The sequence below is a fragment of the Anabaena sp. UHCC 0253 genome (assembly GCF_009712085.1).
Lineage (GTDB): Bacteria > Cyanobacteriota > Cyanobacteriia > Cyanobacteriales > Nostocaceae > Dolichospermum.
Genome location: NZ_VILD01000003.1, coordinates 450,931 through 470,812 on the forward strand (window position 1 = coordinate 450,931; position 19,882 = coordinate 470,812).

Consider the following 19,882-nt stretch of genomic DNA (forward strand, 5'->3'; position numbering starts at 1 on the left):
CCTTGATACCGTTCAGCCTGTATAGGTTTTAATGGCGGTTCAAGTAATGCAGGTTCTCCTGCTGCATGGGGTTCAGCATAAATAGCCAACCGACAATTACAATCTTTTAAAGGAATTACCTGACCACCTCTACGGGTAAGTGCAAACCAAGCTTGAGTAACTTCCCCAGACCGAGGATTATCATTAGGTTCTAAGTGGACAGTACCACCCACGTCTCCTGATATTTTCACCGTATGGGCGGAAACTTGTGTACTTGTAGTCACTATCAAACTAGATAAAACTAATAATAGATACTTAATTTTGCTGTTGTGGAGAGGAGAAACAGTCAATTTACCGCGATTTATTGGGGGGAACATAAAATTTTTCTAGATGTAAATATAACCAAAAATATCGAGAACGTACCAACAAAACACCAAAGGTAATTATGCCCAGCGAAACGGCTGCGAAGTGGTTCTGCCAAGTTAATTTTAAAGCACCAAGGTAATGAGAACCAATCAAAACCGCATGAATCGCACTCAATAATAAAGCTGGTACACTCAGAAGATGGATTTGTCGCCAATATTTACCTAACGACTTTTGCAGAAAATCAAAACTTGTACAAGCAGCAGGAGTCATTAATACCAATGCTATACCCCCTGCACTCATTCCCCATTGAAATTCTAACGGTAAAAACAAAATAGCGGTGAAATTCCAGTCCAGGGAGTGTTCAATATTATGGATAGTATGTACTCCCGATAGCACAAAAGCCCCAACTCCTAAAGCCCGTCGGTAACGCAGAGGTGCTGACCAAAAATTATTCACAGGTCGGGCAATTAATGAAAGAATTAAACAGATTAAGGCAGCGTGACCGCTATAATCTGTCATCGTATCTCCTGTCCTCAAGAGGGTAATAGCGCCAATAATCAGAGTTACCCACCCACCTAAGCGAAATAATTGACTACGCCTATCTTTACTAATTAATGCCGTAGAAACACCTACACCCAGCATGATGGGTAGTGTCCCAAGTCCAAAGGCTAACATTGTCGCTGCACCTTGCCATAAATCCCCAGTGGCCGCAGCTTTAATTTGCGCCGCATATAAAAAACCACAGGGCATTAATCCCCAAGTCATGCCTAAAATAGCAGGTGTCCACCATTGAGTTTGAGCAGATAACTTCATCATGCCGACACTCAAACGGTTATGCAAGTTCCCTTTTAAGATGGGATGTAATAGGGGAATATGTGGTAGAAAATCTGGTTTAATCTGGCCTATACCAAACCAAATCAACATAATACCTGTAATTATGGCTATCCACCGCCGCAAGTCACTACCAACTCCGGCAAGTTGTCCACCTTCTACTAATACTGAACCTAGTGCGCCAATACCAGCGCCAACTAAGGCATAACTCAACATTCGCCCTAAATTTAGCAAAGTGTGAAATTTTAATTGTTGTTGCCAAGTCGGATTTTCCTGCTGGTTAGAAAGAGAAAACGCTACTGTTAGGGGTCCACACATCCCAAAGCAATGCCCAAAACTGCCCAGAAACCCTAGAAGTGTAATGAGTGATAAATCTAGCATATTAATTATGGGAACTGGCAATTAGAAAATGGAAATTGGGAAAGTATATATTTTTCATCTCCTACCATGATGTTCATGTCAAAAGACAAGCTGTCAAACTTGGTGTAGTTTTAGATATTTATTTCTTCTAGGTGGAGTTAAATCATGCAAAAAAAATGGCTATGGGTGCTGGTGGGAATCATCGTTTTCTTATCTATTGGCGGTTTTTTGCAGCAACCTGAGATTGTGCCGATAGTTAAAAAGATTCCTGTACCACAGTCTCAACCCCAGTTAGAAACCCGAAATGTCAATAATACTCTATTGGTTAATGGTGATCAACTTTTTGCTCATGTTCAAAAGTTGAATTTTCGGCGTTATTCCCAAAGGGAGCGATCGCTTACTCGTACATATATCACAAATGAACTGAGAAAATTTGGCTGGCAACCCAAACTAGAAAAATTTCCTGATGGTGTAAATATTTTTACCCAAAAATTAGGGACAGACAAAACCGCTGGGGCAATTCTCGTTGCTGCCCATTATGACACTGTTCCGGACTCTCCTGGTGCTGATGATAACGCCACTGGTATAGCTGTGGTATTAGAAATTGCTAGACTTTTTAGTTCTGTTTCCACGCCGAAAACTTTACAATTAGCTTTTTTTGACCAAGAAGAAACAGGACTTTTAGGGAGTAAGGCTTTTGTCAACCAACCAGCGCATTTAGAAAATCTCCAAGGTGTCATAATTATGGATATGCTTGGTTATGCTTGTTACACTCCCGGCTGTCAACAATATCCTGCTGGTTTACCCGTAACTCCACCAAGCGACAAGGGTGATTTTTTAGCAGTAGTTGGTGATTTAGAAAACTTACAGTTATTAAATGTTTTTCAAAACTCTAGTGAAAATCTACCAAAAATTCTCAAAGTGCCTATTCCTTTCAAGGGTTTGTTGACACCAGATACTTTACGAAGTGATCATGCCCCGTTTTGGTATCAAGGCATAGGGGCTGTGCTGGTAACTGATACTGCTAATTTACGCAGTCCTCATTATCATCAACCTAGTGATATTCCCGAAAATATCCAAAGAGACTTTTTCACAGGTTCGTCACAAATTATTGTTAATGCTACTTCTAGTTTATTAGCAGAAAAAAGTGTCAAAAAATCGCCTCCAGCTTCATAAAATCACTGGAGGCTATGATCAAAGACATTGGAATGTGGACTCATTCAATCTAAATTTAGCTTTAATTTTTAGATGATTGCCTCTCTCTGAAGGAAAGTTTAAATTTATTTCCCTTCTGTCTAATTGAATAGAAGCTTGTTGTTAAAAAACAATAAGCCGAGACAGATATCATTCTGTAACGACTTGTTAGTTTTAGTTTACCGTGCCTGAAAACTATCAAATATTTAAGATATGGATGATTAATTAGCAAGGTTACGACGACGAACCATTACCATGCCACTAGCTACTAAACCTAAACCTAGTAAAGAAGCAGGTTCAGGAACTTTGGTAGGTGTGGGAGGAATAATGGTAGAGATATTAGTCTTAAACAAGGATATATGAGATAGATCTGGGTTTCCGCCAGAATTTCCTAGACCCAATGTAGTCCAAGTTCCACCAGTGACGGCTTTGGTGAGGTTTTCAAACAAATACACAGCATACTCGTTACTACCTTTGACACTAATAGCAAATGGTCCGGTTAGCTCTGGACTGATACTCCAAGTTCCTTCTTTTAACGCAGCAAAACCATCAAAACCATTTGTTGCGGTAGTTGTACTCTCGTCCTTACCAACAAAAGACCAAGTATAATTTCTGCCAAACATTGTATTCAAATCAAGGGAGTCATTATCATTACCTGCAACATTTTTACAATCTGTTACTGAAGCACCAACAGCAGTTAAATTATTAAATAGGCACTGGCCTGATGGTGTTGAGTTATTGTTATTGCTATTGTTGTTATTGTTATTGTTATTGTTGTTGTTGTTGTTATTATTGTTATTGCTATTGCTATTGTTATTGTTATTGTTAGCAGCGTATACTGGTGCTGCTATTGAGGTAAAAGCGATTCCACCTGCTAATAATGCTGAACCTAAGATATAAGAAAGTTTATTTATCATTTTATTTTCCCCTGTGTGGTTAAGTAGTTTGTTTATTTGTTCTTGACCTCTTGTTTCTTATCATACACACAGGGTCAGAAATCTCCAATATGCATATTCGTATTTTCACCATGTCTTTAAATAGAGAAGACTTATTTGAAGTAGAGATAAAGAAGCAGCCTTTTTTACCGTATTTGATCAATTATTATATTGAGTATGACAGGATCATGAAATAGTTCCAAAATCTGATCAGAATCACCGTCAAACCCTTTCCACACAAGCTTTTAAGATTCCTTGAGTAGTCAGTCCTACTGTTATTGAGGAGGATGAGGAGCAAATGCAGCCAATATAAAACACTGTAAACTTAACCAATGGTGCGTTAAGCAATTTAAGTTTAGTTATAGACGCCATGGATTTACGCACTTACGTATCTATATAAATACGGTTAGAATGGGTTTATTATAAATCAAAATATAAAATTAAGTAACGTACTACAAATCTTTTTCAATTACAACTTACAAATTTTTATAATGAATATAAATCACTGTTCTATTTTATGAGAAATAAATTGCCTAATATAGATCGTATCCGAGAACATCAAGCAAACGAGCGTACTTTTTTAGCTTGGTTACGCACTTCTATTGCATTAATTAGCTTTGGTTTTGCTATTTCTAGATTTGGTATATTTCTACGTCAAATTAATGCCGCTTTTACACAACAAGAACCTATTGTAAATCCCTTAATTAACTCTGAAAACTTGGGGATTTTTTTAGTCATATTTGGTATTATTACTATTGTTTTAGCAGCATGGAGATACAATCAAATTTTCTGGCAAATTGAACAAGGTGACTATAGACCTAACCGTTTACCAGTGTTAATTATGACCGGAGCAGTTATGGTTTTTGGATTGCTGAGTATTCCCTTACTCTTAATAAGAAATCAAATACCTCAACGTCCGTTTTCTACACCTAAACAAAATCAATCTTTTTCATATTCGGTAATTTTTTAAATATAGTTACTCCCTTATCAGTGTAGGAGTCTATTTATAAAGTAAATATTTAAGTAGGGTGTGTTACGGCTATGAAAGAAAGTGACAATTAACTGTAACGCACCTTAAAATTTAAGTTTACTGGGTATTATTGTTTATTGAATTATTTACACTATATCCTCCCAGGTAATAGTCATCATCATTTCTTTGTTGAGTTCCTTTATTTTCACTAATCTGTTAGCTTGTCTTTCAATTGTTTTTTCAAAAATATTCCTAACCAGTCTACCATTTCCAAAACTTTTGTTTTTTTCAGAATATAACTTGGTGAATTGTTTGAGAAGTTTTTCTTTACCTCTTGGGGTTATTCTATAATGTTGTTGCTTACATATTCCCTCGAAAATATTTAATAGTTCTTCCGGTTTATAATCATCAAAATAAAAATATCTATTAAATCTCGACTGTAACCCAGGATTAGCATTAATGAAACGCGACATCTCATCACTATAACCAGCGACAATCACAACCAACCTATCTCGATAGTCTTCCATTCTTTTGAGTAAAGTATCTATCGCTTCTTGTCCAAAATCTTTACCTGAACCTGCTGGTGTTAGTGCATAAGCTTCATCAATAAATAATACTCCATCTAATGCTGAATTGACAACTTCATCTACTTTTAATGCTGTTTGTCCAACATATCCTGCAACCAAACCTGATCTATCAGTTTCTACAACATGGCCTTTAGCAAGTATACCTAATTCTTTGTAGATTTCACCCATTAAACGCGCAACTGTTGTTTTACCAGTTCCCGGAGGTCCACAAAATACTGAATGTAGGGAAATAGAAATATTTGGTAAACCTTGTTCCTGACGCATTTTCTGAACTTTGAGAAAATTAATAAAAGTGTTAATGTCATTTTTAACATTTTCCATTCCCACAAGCTGATTTAGTTTATTAATCACATGATCTAAACCTTCAGATTTAGAATTAGAATTACTCTGATGATTTTTATTTCCAGAGATATTTAATTCTCTTTTCATTCGTTGTAGTTCAGCTTCAATTTCAGGATCTCGATAAGTCATAATTTATCTTAATTGGGTGTAAATGCAGCGTATTAAGTTTTAATTATACTTTAAAAACTTGTATAACTGTCAATTATCATCCCAAAAAACCTCCCGCACCTCTACCCCATGACAATCATCAAACCTTGATAAATAAAAGATTATAAATCTTGAGTACAACATTAATATAAATAGAATATTTACCATCTGCTATAATTAGAATATTGGCTAAAAGTCCAAATAATTCATAATTAATAATTCCTAATTAATAAAAATGTAGAAAATATCACAAATTCACTTCCTGACTTTAGCTATTTCTAATGCTTATCTTTTTGGTTTCTCTGCATACAGTTTAAACAACCACAAAAGACACAAAGAAGGAAAATCATGAACAAATCTTATGCTACTATTGATGGTAATGAAGCCGTAGCCCGTGTAGCTTACAAATTAAATGAAGTAATTGCTATTTATCCTATCACCCCCTCTTCAAATATGGGTGAATGGGCTGATGCTTGGATGTCGGAAAATAAGCCTAATCTTTGGGGTACTGTTCCTAGTGTCACCCAAATGCAAAGCGAAGGAGGGGCTGCTGCTGCGGTACATGGGGCATTACAAACAGGGGCATTAAGTACAACTTTCACCGCTTCTCAGGGATTGTTATTAATGATTCCTAATTTATACAAAATTGCCGGAGAATTAACAAGTTTTGTACTTCATGTTTCTGCCCGTTCTTTAGCTACACACGCTTTATCTATTTTCGGTGATCATAGTGATGTCATGGCTGCTAGGGCGACTGGTTTCGCTTTTTTATGTTCAGCGTCTGTGCAGGAAAGTCATGATTTTGCTCTTATTTCTCATGCTGCAACTTTAGAAACAAGAGTACCATTTATGCACTTTTTTGATGGGTTTAGAACATCCCATGAAGTGCAGAAAGTCGAGTTATTAGCAGATGACGATTTACAAGTTCTCATTCCCCAATCTTTGGTATCAGCACATCGTCAACGGTGCTTAACTCCAGATAAACCAGTATTACGAGGAACAGCCCAAAACCCCGATGTTTATTTTCAATCTCGTGAAGGTGCAAACCCTTATTATGATGGTTGTGCTGATATTGTCCAAAAGATTATGGATAAATTTGGCGATCGCACAGGCAGATATTATAAACTCTATGAATATCATGGCGCACCAGATGCAGAAAGAGTAATTGTGATTATGGGTTCTGGTTGTGAAACTGTCCATGAAACTGTAGATTATCTCAACAATCAAGGGGAAAAAGTCGGAGTTTTAAAAGTGCGGCTTTTCCGTCCTTTTGATGTTGCCAGATTTATAGAAGCATTACCTAATAGTGTCAAATCTATTGCCGTTCTTGATAGAACTAAAGAAGCCGGAAGTGCAGGAGAACCACTATATTTAGATGTGGTGACAGCTATTTATGAAGGATGGAAAAAAACTACATTTCCAAAAATTGTTGGTGGTAGATATGGACTTTCTTCTAAAGAATTTACTCCCGCAATGGTGAAGAGTGTTTTTGATAATCTCACTCAAATTAAACCCAAAAATCATTTTACAATTGGGATTAATGATGATGTCAGTTTCACTTCTTTGAATTTTGACTCCAATTTCTCTACAGAACCAGATCATGTAGTTCGCGCAATGTTCTATGGTTTGGGTTCAGATGGTACAGTTGGTGCAAATAAGAACTCCATCAAAATTATCGGTGAAGGTACAGAAAATAACGCCCAAGGTTACTTTGTTTATGATTCCAAAAAATCTGGTTCAATGACAGTTTCTCACCTGCGTTTTGGAACTGGAACAATTCGTTCAACTTACCTAATAGACAAAGCTAATTTTATTGGTTGTCACCATTGGGGATTTGTTGAAAGTATTGATATCTTAAAAGCTGCTGCACCGGGGGCGACTTTGTTGTTAAATAGTCCTTATGATGCGGATAAGGTTTGGGAAAATCTACCCCCAAAAGTCCAACAGCAAATTATTGACAAAAACCTGAAAGTTTACACTATTAACGCCAGTCAAGTAGCGAAAAATAGTGGTATGGGACACAGAATTAACACTATCATGCAGGTGTGTTTCTTTGCTTTAGCGGGAGTATTGACAGAAAAAGAAGCGATCGCTAAAATCAAACAAGCCATAGAAAAAACCTATGGTAAAAAAGGCGTAGATGTTGTCAACATGAATTTAAAAGCTGTAGACAACACCTTAGAAAATCTCCATGAAGTTGGTAATAGGTCATTGGTAATAGGTAATAGGGAAGAAAAGCAATTAGCAATTACCAAACCCAAATTTGTTGAGAATGTTCTTAGCAAAATCATGGTCTGGGAAGGTGATGATTTACCTGTGAGTGCGTTACCTGCTGACGGAACTTTCCCCAGTGGAACTGCAAAATGGGAAAAACGCAACGTTGCGGAAGAAATACCCGTTTGGGATGGTGATGTCTGCGTTCAATGTGGTAAATGTGTGATGGTTTGTCCTCACGCTGCTATTCGCGCAAAAGCTTATCAACCTAGTGAGTTAGTCAATGCACCGATAACTTTCAAATCAACTAAAGCCAAAGATAAGGACTTTGCTAACCAGAAATTCACCATTCAGGTAGCCCCAGAAGACTGTACAGGCTGCGAAATTTGTGTAAGTATCTGTCCTGCCAAAAACAAAGCAGAACCCAGCCTCAAAGCGATTAATATGAGTCCGCAATTACCGTTGCGGGAACAAGAACGGGAAAATTGGAACTTCTTTTTGAGTTTACCAAATCCCGATCGCACAAAGTTGAAATTAAATCAAATTCGTCAGCAGCAACTTCAAGAACCATTGTTTGAATTTTCCGGTGCTTGTGCTGGTTGCGGAGAAACACCCTACCTTAAATTATTAACACAATTATTTGGCGATCGCTCACTCGTTGCCAACGCCACCGGTTGTTCTTCCATTTACGGGGGAAATTTACCCACAACTCCCTGGAGTCAAAACGCAGACGGTAGAGGTCCAGCATGGTCTAATAGTTTATTTGAAGATAACGCCGAATTCGGTTTTGGTTATCGTTTATCTATAGACAAACAAGCAGAATTTGCAGCAGAATTATTGTCACAATTAAGTAGTGAAATTGGCGATAATTTAGTTAATGCAATTCTTAAAGCCGAACAAAAAACCGAAGCAGATATTTGGGAACAACGGGAAAGAATCGTCATTCTCAAACACAAATTAAATGAGATTGCGGAAACTACAAAAGACGCAAATCTAAAATCCAAAATCCAAAATCTAAAATCCTTAGCTGATTATTTAGTCAAGAAAAGTGTGTGGATAGTTGGGGGTGATGGTTGGGCGTATGATATAGACTTTGGAGGCATTGATCATGTGATTTCCACAGGCCGCAACGTCAACATTTTGGTCATGGATACAGAAGTTTATTCTAACACCGGAGGACAATCTTCTAAAGCCACTCCCAAAGCCGCAGTTGCTAAATATGCAACAGGTGGAAAACCTGCACCCAAGAAAGATTTGGGTTTAATGGCCATGACTTATGGTAATGTTTATGTGGCGAGTGTGGCGTTAGGTGCGAAAGATGAACATACACTCAAAGCATTTTTAGAAGCGGAAGCTTTTGATGGTCCATCAATCATAATTGCTTACAGTCATTGTATTGCTCACGGTATTGATATGACCCAAGGTTTACAACAGCAAAAGGCTCTAGTAGACGCAGGAAGATGGTTGTTATATCGCTATAATCCAGCATTACAAAATGAGGGAAAAAATCCCTTACAATTGGATATGAAAGCGCCTTCTGAATCGGTGGAAAAGTCAATGTATCAAGAGAACCGATTTAAGATGTTGACGAAGAGTAAACCAGAAGTTGCGAAGCAATTGCTAGAACAAGCCCAAGCGGAAGTAAATGCAAGATGGGAAATGTATCAATATTTAGCGAATAGGTAAATAATCTTCATTGTAGGTTGGGTTGACGCAAGGAAACCCAACATTACCAATATCAATTGTATAATTTATGATTTAGTTAGTTGTTCGACCATTGCTTTGATTAAATTGGAAATTTCGCAATGATGTGTTTTTGTCAATTGTTCTATATTATATAAATATGTTGAATAAATAGGTAATCAGTTTTTACCAATTACCTGTTACCCAATAAATTAACCTAATTTATAGCAGACCTAAGTAAGCGGTTCAAAATTACCTTACCATTAGGTCTAATCACTTCAACACGAATAAAATTCGGATCACTTGGTCGCCAGGTAACTTGATATTTCAAGCCATTATTATTCCAAGTGTAAACTTGACGTTGTTTATTTCCCGAAGCAACAGCACCAGATAAATTAATGTTAGAATTATTATTAAGGTTCTCTCCATAATAATAATAAACATTATTGCCAAAAGATAAAGTCACACTCCAATCTTTATCTCTAAATTCACCTGCTGGATAATCAAATTTTTGTACAGCAACAGCCTGATTAGGGATAGCAACATCAATAATTGCCGGTGTAGAAATTCCCAAAATAGTCGCTAAAATGATAGCCTTAGAGTTCATCATTCTTACCTTTACTACGATAAATTTGTAAGAGAATATTTAGTTTCCCAAAAAATGCTAGAAATGGTAATCTCAATCGAGAGATAGTCTAACTGAAATCCACCTCTGTGAAATCATTACTTCTTCGCAATTATCCACACTGCGTGAACAATACCCAGAATATAAAAACCAAAAATTGTCAAAAGTAAATTAATCCAAAAATCCTTACCAAAACCTACCTGCAAAAATACTCCTAAAGGTGGGAGAAAAATCGCGGCTATAATTCTGACTACATCCATATCCATGTTATTCTCCTGTTGATGTTCTATATTTCTAGAGTTAACATCACCTAATGTTGTGACGATTCCTGAAAAGATACGGTAAACCGCACTTTTTAACCACCGCTGATTTTAGCTTTATAACCCAACTTCACCAAAATCTCTAAAATCTTCTGTTTATGGTCTCCCTGAACCTCAATTTCATCATCTTTCAGAGTTCCACCTGTACCGCATTGAGCTTTTAACTGTTTTAATAAAGTAGCTAAAGTTTCCGGTTTGGTTTGAAAACCAGTAATAACTGTGACAGTTTTCCCCTTCCGTCCAGCGCGAGTGGCTTGGATTCTCACATTTTGCTGATTGGGGGGTAAGTCTTGGATTCCCCGTTCTACAGCGCGTTCTAGTGCGGGGGAACTACCGTTACCAAATTCTTGGTAGACAAAGCCTTTGTCAGATTTGGGATTAGCCATAAATTTTAATGCAGGAAAAATAGACTTTTATTGTAAACAATTTTAGGCTACCCATCTATTTATTCAAAATTCAGCTAGAAGAGGTAGTCATTGAACGCAGATAAACGGAGATAAACGCCGATAATTTTGTCTTTGATTAATTAAACTATCACATCCTGTAAATCCTTAAATCCTGGATATCCTGATTCTGACCACTTGACTAAATCGTAAATTTTGTGTATTATGGGTAAATCACTCATCAATCATTACCAAAATCTAAATAAAATATTTTTGATCGCTCCACTCCGTTACGCTAGAGAAGTGAAAAGAATAAAAGCGTAAAGGGCAAAAGGGTAAGAGTGTAAAGAATTAAAGAGTCCTTGCGCCGGAAACTACTAACCGAAACCCAAGGTCGTTGACTCTGAGATCTGGGTTGTTGTCGTTACGATACGCAGAACGGCAATTGCTAGGGTGGTAGTACCAAGAACCACCACGCAGCAGCCTTCTATTAACGCTTAGGCTTGTCCAAGCACTACCATCTGTAGGCGCATTTATATAATTTTCGTGCCACTCATCTTCGCACCATTCCCATACATTACCACACATATCATATAAACCAAAAGAGTTAGCCGGAAATTTTCCGACATCTGTAGTTTTTTCTCGATATTCTCCTTTTACGCCAGTACCATAAGTGTAGTTACCATCATAATTTGCTAAATCGGTGGAAATTGTTTCCCCAAAATAAAACGGGGTAGTTGTTCCAGCACGACAAGCATATTCCCATTCAGCTTCACTGGGTAAGCGATAGGTTTTATTTGTCCTTTGGGAAAGTCTGGCACAAAATTCTTGAACACTGTCCCAGGATACCATCTCAACTGGTAAATTATCACCTTTAAACTTAGATGGATCAGATTCTAAATCAATCTTAACCTTTGGTAAAGCAGCTACAGCTTGCCATTGTTTCTGAGTAACTGGATATTTACCCATGAAAAACGGGGGAACATTAACTTGATGTTGTGGACTTTCGTCAGAACTTCGACTTTCCTCATTTTCTGGAGAACCCATGATAAAAGTCCCTCCAGGAATAGCCACCATTTCTAAATTTACACCATTTCCCAAGTCTTGAATAAATAATCTGGATTTTTTGCGACTGCGTTGAATTTCCCAACCTTTCCTCAAACCTAAATGAATTAACTTAGCCGTTTCAAATTCAAAGCTGGTAACAGGAATACCTAAAAACCTTTCCGGTTCTGTGTTGTTTGGTGGCTCAGATGGATCTCCTGCTTGTTTATCAGCTAATATTCGCTTTTCAATAGGAGCTATATCTTCATCTCGAAGATTGAGATTTTTTTGCAACCTTTGTAACTGCTTGCGACTTTTCTCAGAAATTGGATATTCTTTTTTTATTAATTTACATAAAGTTTGTTCATAATCTTGCAATTTTTCTCGTCGCTTTTGATATGGTTCAAGAACTTCGGAATTAATTATTTGAGCTATATCAATTGTTAAACCTAATTGTTGTCGAATAAGATTTAAAGACTTTGTGTTAATAAAAGAAATTTCTCCTTCGTCTTCCGCAGCAAATTCTTCTACGTCCCTACGGTATTTGAGTATAGGATCATCTTTAGGTGATTTAGCTAGAATAATTCTATGACCTTCCTCCACAGGATAAATTTTTGGGGTCATAGCTGGAGCAACTTCTTGAACTTTACTACTCACATACTCATGTAACTCGTCAATAGAAATTAAACCATCTCCGTCTTTATCTGCTGCACCTGTTTTAATTCCCTCAACCAAATAACGAGTATAAATCCCAAATTCTGAACCTTCTTCTTCATAAGCATACTGTGTTGAAGTAGAAGCTGTAAGTATTGCTGTTCCTTGACCACCTAAATGCTGTTTAATATTTATAGTACCACCATATCTAGCTGTCATTCCTTGAGGAAAAGCACCACTAAAACAGGAATCTAAAATTACTACCTTGTATTTTGACTTGCTCTTTTTCATGCAGTCATGTACATAAGTTGCTGCTACAGCTAAATATGACAGAAAACTTGCGCCATTTTTCTTTGTAGAAGAAGTTGAGAAATAGAAATTACCTTCATCATTAATTAAACCATGTCCAGAAAAATACAAAAGCAATAAATCATCTTTCTGCCTATTATCATATAAATCATGAATAGCTTTATCCATATCCAACTTCTGCGGATTTTTCAAAACAGTGACATTTTCCGCAGCAAAGTCACCCATTTCTCGGTTTATCAGCACTTGCTTGATAGCTTCAACATCTTTAACAGTCGTGGGTAAAGGGGTAAATTCTAGTTGGTACTCACTTACCCCGATTAATAATGCAAATTTGTTCATCTTCTACTCAAAATGGGTTAATTTTTTGATTCTATAGTAGGGTTTTAGCACTGCTAAACCCTTACAAATCTAGGTTTTTTATGATTTTGTAAAATTCCAAAACTCAGCCATCAGGAATATAGCTGTCTTGAGTGGTTATTTTGTATTTTCCAAAAAATCTTGTATTGCTTTTAGCGTTGCTTCTAAATCCTTAGCATCCCCGATTTCAAGTTCTAAACCGTCAAGATTACCATTGTTTCTAGTAATTTTGACCTTTACTTTTTTGTCAGTGTTACCGAAACGCTTAGTCAAAAAACCAAATAACGGCTTGATATTAGCAGGATTAAGTTTTGTAGTTAATAATTCCCAGACAAAACCCCCAACAGCTTTAGTATTTACTGGCGCTTTTTCTACGGTGACTATATCTGCTGTTTCCACACCATCAACTTCTCGTAGTATCGGGAGTAATTTCTGTACTTCTGCTTGTAATTCCTCTTGTTCTAAGCCTAGTTCAGCTAAATAAATGATTATTTCTACATTAGATGTGCTTGTCATATATGTAAAATTAAATGATAGATTTAACTTATTTTAGGACTAATTTTCAGATATTATAGCCTTTTTTGTTACGAATGGGGCAAATAGACTGAAATAAAGCATCTCTTAATCACAGTGAAAACAGATACAATTTTCTATAGCTTATTTCAAGCATTTCCCAGCATCTTCTTTGAATTAATTAACAATTCTCCCACAGAAGCAGATGTTTATGAATTTACCTCTCGTGAAGTTAAACAACTCGCTTTTCGTTTAGATGGTTTATTTTTACCAACCACCAAAGATGCCACAAAACCATTTTACATAGTTGAGGTTCAGTTTCAGCCCGATGATGATTTATATTATCGTCTCTTTGCGGAAATTTGCCTTTACCTGCGACAATACAAACCGCCTCACCCTTGGCAAGCTGTAATCATCTATCCTAGTCGTAATATAGAAAGAGAAGAGAATTTACAATTTGGGGAAATCTTGCTGCTTGAGCGAGTTACACGCATTTATTTAGATGAGTTGGGAGAGAGTTCTTTAGGGGTGGGAGTTGTTAAACTGGTGATAGAAACAGAGGAAACTGCACCAGCACTAGCAAAACACTTAATTGCTCAAGCAAACCAACAACTAACTGATGCAACTATTAAACGAGATTTAATTAATCTCATTGAGACAATTATCGTCTACAAACTACCCAAAAAGAGCAGAGAGGAGATTGAGGCTATGTTAGGTTTAAGTGAGTTGAAACAAACTAGAGTTTATCAAGAAGCTTTAGAAGAAGGTAAACAAGAAGGTAAATCTGAAGGTAAAGCTGAAGGTAAAGCTGAAACAACAAGACTGTTTGCTTTAAAATTGTTACGAATTGGCATGAGTTTGGAACAAATTGCTGAAGTTACGGAATTATCTCTTCAGCAAATTCAGGCTTTACAAAAGGAAATTCAAGGATCTTAAATTTTCTCTCGTTCCCATGCTCTCCGTGGGAATGCAGTTGAGAGGCTCTGGCTCTATTATACCCGGAGGTAGAACCTCTAAGATGGCATTCCCAGTCTGGAGACTGGGAACGAGAGAATAATGCTCTTTATCGGCATCCTCAACAGGTCTAGAATTAAAATTAACTTTGTTCTCTTATTTTACCCAATCTGTGACTACTACTCCTCTCTCTCCGAATTTCTCTCAAACTGCGCCCGTACCTGATACTCTCGGACGTTTTGGCCGCTTTGGTGGTAAGTATGTTCCTGAAACTTTAATGCCGGCTTTGGCTGAGTTAGAAACAGCTTATCAGCAATACCGGAATGAACCTGGTTTTCAAGCGGAATTACAAGGTTTATTAAAAGATTATGTCGGACGGGCTACACCTTTATATTTTGCTGAACGCCTTACTGCTCATTATGCCCGTCCTGATGGTACAGGGGCGCAAATTTATTTAAAACGGGAAGATTTAAATCATACTGGCGCACATAAAATTAATAATGCTCTCGGTCAGGTATTATTAGCCAAACGCATGGGTAAAAAACGGATTATTGCTGAAACTGGTGCAGGACAACATGGCGTAGCGACGGCAACAGTTTGCGCTCGGTTTGGCTTGGAATGCGTGATTTATATGGGTGTTCACGACATGGAACGCCAAGCGTTAAATGTCTTTAGAATGCGGCTGATGGGGGCGGAAGTTCGTCCAGTGGAGGCTGGTACCGGAACGCTCAAAGATGCCACTTCTGAAGCCATCCGGGACTGGGTAACGAATGTAGAAACTACCCATTACATCCTTGGTTCTGTGGCTGGTCCCCATCCTTATCCGATGATGGTTCGGGATTTTCACGCGGTGATTGGTGAGGAAACCCGTGTTCAAGCAATGGAAAAATGGGGCGGTTTACCTGATATACTCATGGCCTGTGTGGGTGGTGGTTCTAACGCTATGGGACTATTTCACGAATTTGTGAAAGAATCATCTGTGCGGTTAATTGGTGTGGAAGCTGCTGGTGAAGGTGTAAATACTGGCAAACACGCGGCCACTCTCACAAAAGGCCAGGTTGGTGTATTACATGGTTCGATGAGTTATCTTTTGCAAGATGATGATGGTCAAGTTATTGAACCCCATTCCATTAGTGCTGGTTTAGATTATCCTGGTGTGGGTCCTGAACACAGCTATATGAAGGATATTGGCCGGGCTGAATATTACAGTGTGACGGACGCTGAGGCTTTGGAAGCATTCCAACGGTTATCAAAGCTAGAGGGAATTATACCAGCTTTGGAAACTTCTCATGCGATCGCCTATCTAGAAACTCTCTGTCCCCAACTTTCTGGTAGTCCCAAAATTATCATTAACTGTTCTGGACGAGGTGACAAGGATGTACAAACAGTTGCGAAGTTTTTGATTCCATAAATAAAAGCATTCTGTTTAAGGGCGAAGCATTCGGTGTAAGGGCGAAGCATTCGGAAAATAAACTTGGGAAAAAACCGATAAATTATCGCCCGAATGCTTCGCCCCTACATGAGAAAAAACCGATAATTGAGTAAATAATAGATTTTAACTGGTGATAAATCATGTTTAGAAAAACTATTTCTATAGCTGGTGCAGGTTTATTGGTTTTAGTTAGTGGTGCGATCGCTAATTCGTTACCTAATTCTGCTTCAGTATCAAATCCTAGCTACCAGGTGGCACAAGCTACTGTTGACACAGCGGCAATTGAAGCTGCTGTTTTCCGACAAATCAATCAATACCGGTCTTCCCAAAACTTACCTGCACTGAATCGTAACTCTAAAATTGACAATCAAGCCAGAATTCACAGTCAAAATATGGCTAATGGTAAAGTGGCCTTTGGACATGGCGGATTTCAAGCACGAGTCACAGCGATAAATATTCCTTACAGTCGAGTTGCGGAAAATGTTGCCTATAACCAAGGATCTCAAAACCCTGCGACTACCGCTGTTCAAGGCTGGCTGAAAAGTTCAGGACATTTAGCCAACATCAAAGGTAATTATAACCTAACTGGGATTGGTGTAGCAAATAACAACAAAGGACAAATTTACTTTACACAAATTTTCCTACTTTCAAGATAAGTTTTTTGCAAACAATATTTGTTTAATAAATTTAGTATCCATAACATCTACCAATGGATACTATTTTTTAGTAATATTTTTGATTAAAAATGTAGTGGAAATAACATCTATCAGCCCTATAATTGTCAATTTAGCTTAATTTGGCATGAGCAGAGATTAAACGAAAATATGGATACAAAAGACTCATTTAAATTATAAAAATTTGATGATCCTTGGGGTCATATTTGGCAAATAGTATCCTGGTATGTATTCTGATAATCAGAAGATAGGGTATATATCCAATAAATCCATACATTACACTACTTAATCCTCTATGTTAAGACAAACTGCTTTTGGCATCGCTTTAAGTACGCTTGTCCTTGGTAGTGGCTTTATGAATGCTGCAAACCCAGGTAAGAGTGATCCAGAAAAAACTGCTCATAAACAGCATTCATTGAACATTACTAGTCAAGCCAGCATATCTAAGCTTGCATTTCAACCTACGAATCTAGAGAAATCAGTTTTTATCCAAATTAATGAATATCGTGCTTCCCAGGGATTACAAAAATTAAATTTAAATGAAAAGATAACTCAACAAGCCAGAATTCACAGTCAAAATATGGCTAACGGTAAAGTTCCTTTTAGTCATAATGGATTTGAACAGCGGGTTAAGGCAATCCCTCTCAAGTATGACAATGCAGCAGAAAACGTAGCTTTCAATATGGGATATAGCAATCCTGCCCAAGAAGCAGTTTCTGGCTGGTTAAAAAGTCCTGGACATCTGAAAAATATTCAAGGGAAATATAACTTAACGGGGATTGGTGTAGCTACTAATAATCGAGGTGAAGTTTACCTAACACAAATATTTTTACACAATAGATAGATTTTGGTGCTGTTTTTCTGCACAATAAATTATAGTCTCTGGAAAAATCATTTCTGAGAGACACCAGAATCTATTGTAGAGAAACCCATGATATTACAAGATTTCCAGGTTTGCGATCGCGATTTAAATGATGCTACCCTTGCTGAATATTTAAAAGCCCCAGCTATCGCTGTTGATACAGAAACAATGGGACTCTTACCACAGCGCGATCGCTTGTGTCTAGTCCAACTCTGTAATCCAGAAGGGCAAGTTACCGCTATTCGCATCGCTAGGGGGCAAACAACAGCACCAAATTTAAAAACACTGATGGAAGCAACCCACGCCCTCAAAGTTTTCCACTTTGCTAGGTTTGATATTGCTACCTTAAAACATAATTTAGATATCGTTGTTCAGCCCATTTTTTGTACTAAAATCGCCAGTAAATTAGCCCGGACTTATACAAATCGTCATGGACTAAAAGAGGTAGTTTTAGAATTAGAAAAGGTAGAATTAGATAAAAGTTCTCAAAGTTCTGATTGGGGTAACGCCACCAATTTATCTGAAGCACAACTCAGTTATGCTGCCAATGATGTTCGTTATTTACTGAACATACAACAAAAGCTCACAACCATGCTACAACGTGAAGAACGTTGGCAAATCGCCCAAGAATGTTTTCAGATTCTGCCTACAATAGTTACTTTAGATTTATTACAATTCAAAGATTTATTTGAACATTAATTAATTGGGAATTGGTAATAGGTAATTGGGAAAACTATTCCCCCTGCCTCTTCCCTGAGACCGTTACTTTAATATCGGAACTACGGTATAACCAATTTTACAAATGTCCTCAATAAATACTCAAGCCTTGGAAGCATTATTAAGTATGCTATCCGGAGATAAAAAATATTTAGTAAAAATTATTAACTGTTACCTACTGGAATCACTTGATCTTGTTAAAGATATTCAAACATCTGTGATCAATCAAGACACTGATGCCATTCATAAAACAGCCCATAAATTAAAGTCCAGCAGTACTTCTTTAGGAGCAATTAATCTTTCGGGGCTTTGCTTACAGTTAGAATTAAAAGGTAAATATGGTAATTTAGAAGGGGTTTTAGAATTGGTGTCACAATTGAATAACGAGTATGAACAAGTTGAAATTGCTTTAAAGAAAATAACCCAAGCGTTATGAGTAAAAAATTCTCTAACCGCACTCAAGCAGGTCAAATGTTAGCTCAACATTTAAAAGCATACATTAACCAGAAAGATATAGTGGTACTGGCTTTACCTCGTGGAGGTGTACCAGTAGCCTTTGAAATTGCTAAACTTTTGAATGCTCCCTTAGATGTCTGCATAGTCAGAAAACTTGGTGTCCCTGGACATAAAGAATTAGCTATGGGAGCGATCGCTTCTCAAAATATTATTGTTTTCAACCATGATGTAATTGAGTCTTTAGGAATAGATACTTCAGTAATTACCAACGTTGTTAACCAGGAGTTGCTAGAATTAAGGCGAAGAGAGAAGACTTATCGAGATGATCAACCGCCTATTAATATTAACAATAAAACAATCATTATCGTAGATGACGGGATTGCTACTGCTGCCACTATGCGTGCAGCTTTGGCTATTCTCCGACAACAGCAACCGGCGAAAATTATTATTGCAGTTCCTGTTGCACCGCTCAATACTTGTGAGGAATTAAGTTTAGAAGTAGATGATTTAGTTTGTTTGCAATCTCCAGAAATTATGTCTGCAATTGGTTGGTGGTATGAAGATTTTACCCAAACTACAGATAACGAAGTCCGCACACTTTTAGACGGTGTTTGAAAATAGGGCGTTGCTGATTAAGAGTATGATTTTGTTTCACGCAGAGGCGCAGAGTCACAGAGAGTAAGAGTTTGAAATCATTGATTTTTGAATTTCATACCCTAATTCAGCAACGCCGAAAATAGGAGGTAGGGGCGCAGGGACTGCGCCCAGTTAGGAGTCAGGAGTCTACTTGATTATGGATTGGAATCAGTTGAATTGCGATCTGCTGGCAGCACACTACCTGTATTAGGCGATTCTTGGGTCTGTGAACTTGAATTGGACGGATTTGGGCTAGAGGTAGATTTTGGAGTCTCGACAGACGATGCAGAGGGGAGCTATATTAATTGTCGTATTTGGTGGAGTTACAGCAGGGGGTG

18 protein-coding genes and 1 pseudogene are annotated in these 19,882 nt (G+C 37.5%); 10 read left to right on the plus strand and 9 right to left on the minus strand.

The window, feature by feature from the left end; all coding sequences use genetic code 11:
* Positions 1–356, minus strand: a pseudogene (locus FJR38_RS28395) (hypothetical protein); the annotation flags it as partial.
* On the minus strand, positions 331–1,557 hold the full coding sequence (locus tag FJR38_RS10280; protein WP_168536835.1) for a sulfite exporter TauE/SafE family protein: 1,227 nt from the start codon (positions 1,555–1,557) through the stop codon (positions 331–333). The gene FJR38_RS10280 and the pseudogene FJR38_RS28395, both read right to left, overlap by 26 nt.
* A gap of 144 nt (positions 1,558–1,701) precedes the next feature.
* Here FJR38_RS10280 and FJR38_RS10285 point away from each other — a divergent pair, with 144 nt between their 5' ends.
* A complete protein-coding gene (locus FJR38_RS10285) occupies positions 1,702–2,712 on the plus strand; it encodes a M20/M25/M40 family metallo-hydrolase (RefSeq protein WP_168536837.1) in 1,011 nt (336 codons plus the stop codon).
* A 239-nt stretch (positions 2,713–2,951) separates the two neighbouring features.
* On the opposite strand, the gene FJR38_RS10290 is transcribed toward FJR38_RS10285, so the two are convergent.
* Entirely contained in the window at positions 2,952–3,647 is a 696-nt protein-coding gene (locus tag FJR38_RS10290) for a PEP-CTERM sorting domain-containing protein (RefSeq protein ID WP_168536839.1), read from the minus strand.
* Positions 3,648–4,182: 535 nt separating this feature from the next.
* On the opposite strand from FJR38_RS10290, the gene FJR38_RS10295 reads away from it, so the two are divergent.
* Positions 4,183–4,635: a YidH family protein gene (locus FJR38_RS10295; RefSeq protein WP_168536841.1), complete on the plus strand. Its 453-nt coding sequence runs from the start codon at positions 4,183–4,185 to the stop codon at positions 4,633–4,635.
* Between the two features lie 146 nt (positions 4,636–4,781).
* Here the strand turns inward: FJR38_RS10295 and FJR38_RS10300 are convergent, their stop codons facing one another.
* On the minus strand, positions 4,782–5,693 hold the full coding sequence (locus FJR38_RS10300) for an AAA family ATPase (RefSeq protein ID WP_168536843.1): 912 nt from the start codon (positions 5,691–5,693) through the stop codon (positions 4,782–4,784).
* 366 nt (positions 5,694–6,059) lie between these two features.
* On the opposite strand from FJR38_RS10300, the gene nifJ reads away from it, so the two are divergent.
* Complete coding sequence (gene nifJ, locus FJR38_RS10305) at positions 6,060–9,611, plus strand: pyruvate:ferredoxin (flavodoxin) oxidoreductase (RefSeq protein WP_168536845.1); 3,552 nt, start codon at positions 6,060–6,062, stop codon at positions 9,609–9,611.
* 214 nt (positions 9,612–9,825) lie between these two features.
* On the opposite strand, the gene FJR38_RS10310 is transcribed toward nifJ, so the two are convergent.
* The 5 genes from FJR38_RS10310 to FJR38_RS10330 form a co-directional block, all read right to left on the minus strand.
* Positions 9,826–10,218 (minus strand): hypothetical protein, encoded by a 393-nt coding sequence (locus tag FJR38_RS10310; RefSeq protein WP_254449414.1) that lies wholly within the window; start codon positions 10,216–10,218, stop codon positions 9,826–9,828.
* A gap of 113 nt (positions 10,219–10,331) precedes the next feature.
* A complete protein-coding gene (locus FJR38_RS10315; protein WP_035082904.1) occupies positions 10,332–10,493 on the minus strand; it encodes a YqaE/Pmp3 family membrane protein in 162 nt (53 codons plus the stop codon).
* A gap of 95 nt (positions 10,494–10,588) precedes the next feature.
* Entirely contained in the window at positions 10,589–10,939 is a 351-nt protein-coding gene (locus FJR38_RS10320; protein ID WP_168536847.1) for a translation initiation factor, read from the minus strand.
* A 348-nt stretch (positions 10,940–11,287) separates the two neighbouring features.
* Positions 11,288–13,282, minus strand: coding sequence for an SUMF1/EgtB/PvdO family nonheme iron enzyme (locus tag FJR38_RS10325; RefSeq protein WP_168536852.1), 1,995 nt, complete (start codon positions 13,280–13,282; stop codon positions 11,288–11,290).
* A 135-nt stretch (positions 13,283–13,417) separates the two neighbouring features.
* Entirely contained in the window at positions 13,418–13,816 is a 399-nt protein-coding gene (locus FJR38_RS10330; RefSeq protein ID WP_168536854.1) for a sugar ABC transporter permease, read from the minus strand.
* 114 nt (positions 13,817–13,930) lie between these two features.
* Between FJR38_RS10330 and FJR38_RS10335 the strand changes: the two genes are divergently transcribed.
* The 7 genes from FJR38_RS10335 (at position 13,931) to FJR38_RS10365 (ending at position 19,523) form a co-directional block, all read left to right on the plus strand.
* Entirely contained in the window at positions 13,931–14,749 is an 819-nt protein-coding gene (locus FJR38_RS10335; RefSeq protein WP_168536856.1) for an Rpn family recombination-promoting nuclease/putative transposase, read from the plus strand.
* 190 nt (positions 14,750–14,939) lie between these two features.
* Positions 14,940–16,178: a tryptophan synthase subunit beta gene (gene trpB, locus FJR38_RS10340; protein ID WP_168536858.1), complete on the plus strand. Its 1,239-nt coding sequence runs from the start codon at positions 14,940–14,942 to the stop codon at positions 16,176–16,178.
* Between the two features lie 161 nt (positions 16,179–16,339).
* Entirely contained in the window at positions 16,340–16,855 is a 516-nt protein-coding gene (locus FJR38_RS10345) for a CAP domain-containing protein (RefSeq protein WP_168536860.1), read from the plus strand.
* A 313-nt stretch (positions 16,856–17,168) separates the two neighbouring features.
* Positions 17,169–17,717 carry a CAP domain-containing protein gene (locus FJR38_RS10350; RefSeq protein WP_168536862.1) on the plus strand — a complete coding sequence of 183 codons (549 nt, stop codon included), beginning with the start codon at positions 17,169–17,171 and terminating at the stop codon, positions 17,715–17,717.
* Between the two features lie 87 nt (positions 17,718–17,804).
* Positions 17,805–18,434 carry a ribonuclease D gene (locus FJR38_RS10355; RefSeq protein ID WP_168536864.1) on the plus strand — a complete coding sequence of 210 codons (630 nt, stop codon included), beginning with the start codon at positions 17,805–17,807 and terminating at the stop codon, positions 18,432–18,434.
* A gap of 127 nt (positions 18,435–18,561) precedes the next feature.
* The gene (locus FJR38_RS10360) at positions 18,562–18,888 is read left to right on the plus strand and encodes an Hpt domain-containing protein (RefSeq protein WP_168536866.1); all 327 of its coding nucleotides are present in this window, start codon (positions 18,562–18,564) and stop codon (positions 18,886–18,888) included.
* On the plus strand, positions 18,885–19,523 hold the full coding sequence (locus FJR38_RS10365; protein ID WP_168536868.1) for a phosphoribosyltransferase: 639 nt from the start codon (positions 18,885–18,887) through the stop codon (positions 19,521–19,523). Before FJR38_RS10360 ends, FJR38_RS10365 begins: the two co-directional genes overlap by 4 nt.
* Positions 19,524–19,882 lie beyond the last annotated feature (359 nt).

Excerpts from the sequence above, each read along its gene's own strand:
- FJR38_RS10285 (WP_168536837.1), top strand. The coding sequence starts at position 1,702 with ATGCAAAAAAAATGGCTATGGGTGCTGGTGGGAATCATCGTTTTCTTA.
- FJR38_RS10300 (WP_168536843.1), bottom strand. The coding sequence starts at position 5,693 with ATGACTTATCGAGATCCTGAAATTGAAGCTGAACTACAACGAATGAAA.
- FJR38_RS10310 (WP_254449414.1), bottom strand. The coding sequence starts at position 10,218 with ATGATGAACTCTAAGGCTATCATTTTAGCGACTATTTTGGGAATTTCT.
- FJR38_RS10355 (WP_168536864.1), top strand. The coding sequence starts at position 17,805 with ATGATATTACAAGATTTCCAGGTTTGCGATCGCGATTTAAATGATGCT.
- nifJ (WP_168536845.1), top strand. The coding sequence starts at position 6,060 with ATGAACAAATCTTATGCTACTATTGATGGTAATGAAGCCGTAGCCCGT.
- FJR38_RS10330 (WP_168536854.1), bottom strand. The coding sequence starts at position 13,816 with ATGACAAGCACATCTAATGTAGAAATAATCATTTATTTAGCTGAACTA.
- FJR38_RS10350 (WP_168536862.1), top strand. The coding sequence starts at position 17,169 with ATGTTAAGACAAACTGCTTTTGGCATCGCTTTAAGTACGCTTGTCCTT.
- FJR38_RS10295 (WP_168536841.1), top strand. The coding sequence starts at position 4,183 with ATGAGAAATAAATTGCCTAATATAGATCGTATCCGAGAACATCAAGCA.
- FJR38_RS10280 (WP_168536835.1), bottom strand. The coding sequence starts at position 1,557 with ATGCTAGATTTATCACTCATTACACTTCTAGGGTTTCTGGGCAGTTTT.
- FJR38_RS10345 (WP_168536860.1), top strand. The coding sequence starts at position 16,340 with ATGTTTAGAAAAACTATTTCTATAGCTGGTGCAGGTTTATTGGTTTTA.
- FJR38_RS10315 (WP_035082904.1), bottom strand. The coding sequence starts at position 10,493 with ATGGATGTAGTCAGAATTATAGCCGCGATTTTTCTCCCACCTTTAGGA.
- FJR38_RS10320 (WP_168536847.1), bottom strand. The coding sequence starts at position 10,939 with ATGGCTAATCCCAAATCTGACAAAGGCTTTGTCTACCAAGAATTTGGT.
- FJR38_RS10325 (WP_168536852.1), bottom strand. The coding sequence starts at position 13,282 with ATGAACAAATTTGCATTATTAATCGGGGTAAGTGAGTACCAACTAGAA.
- FJR38_RS10365 (WP_168536868.1), top strand. The coding sequence starts at position 18,885 with ATGAGTAAAAAATTCTCTAACCGCACTCAAGCAGGTCAAATGTTAGCT.
- FJR38_RS10290 (WP_168536839.1), bottom strand. The coding sequence starts at position 3,647 with ATGATAAATAAACTTTCTTATATCTTAGGTTCAGCATTATTAGCAGGT.